Source organism: Enterobacter sp. IF2SW-B1, assembly GCF_001743375.1.
GTDB classification, from domain to species: Bacteria; Pseudomonadota; Gammaproteobacteria; order Enterobacterales; family Enterobacteriaceae; genus Enterobacter; species Enterobacter bugandensis.
This window is the reverse complement of the sequence record NZ_MJAA01000272.1, coordinates 1-428: the sequence shown is the minus strand read 5'-3', so window position 1 is coordinate 428 and position 428 is coordinate 1. Positions and strand designations below refer to the sequence as shown.

Here is a 428-nt window from a genome sequence, read left to right as displayed (position 1 = left end):
CCATTTCGTCACGCGTCAAAATAGGCCAAGTTGCCCTGTCACAAGTGTAGCAAAATCGTCGTCGATGAACGGTAAAATTCCCTCCGCAACCGGCTGAAGCTGGCGGGTCAGGTAGTGATCGTAATCGAGAGGCGCCTGCTGGTAATCAACGGGCTCCGGCCCGTTCGGTGGCCAGACGGATTTTATCGTACCCCGGTGCTGATACTGCGGCGCCCGGCCCCGGGGTACAGTCGCTTCGTCCGCCCGGCGCTCGGCGCGCCAGTGGGGCCGGAAGTTGCGCTGGTACGCCGCCAGCCGGAGGGCCGGCGAGCTGGATGACCTGCGGGTGTATCGCACGCGCCTGCGCCGCCCGCTGGCGGAGTACCAGCGCAACGTCCCGCCCCACGTGCGCGCCGCGCGCCTGGCGGACGAAGAGAATGTACGCCGGG

Annotated in this window: 2 pseudogenes; one reads left to right on the top strand and one right to left on the bottom strand. The window is 66.6% G+C overall.

Annotated elements, in window-relative coordinates:
• Window positions 1-15: 15 nt before the first annotated feature.
• Window positions 16-294, bottom strand: a pseudogene (locus A6013_RS26375) (DNA polymerase II); the annotation flags it as partial.
• A gap of 7 nt (window positions 295-301) precedes the next feature.
• Between A6013_RS26375 and A6013_RS29110 the strand changes: the two are divergent.
• Window positions 302-428, top strand: a pseudogene (locus A6013_RS29110) (hypothetical protein); the annotation flags it as partial.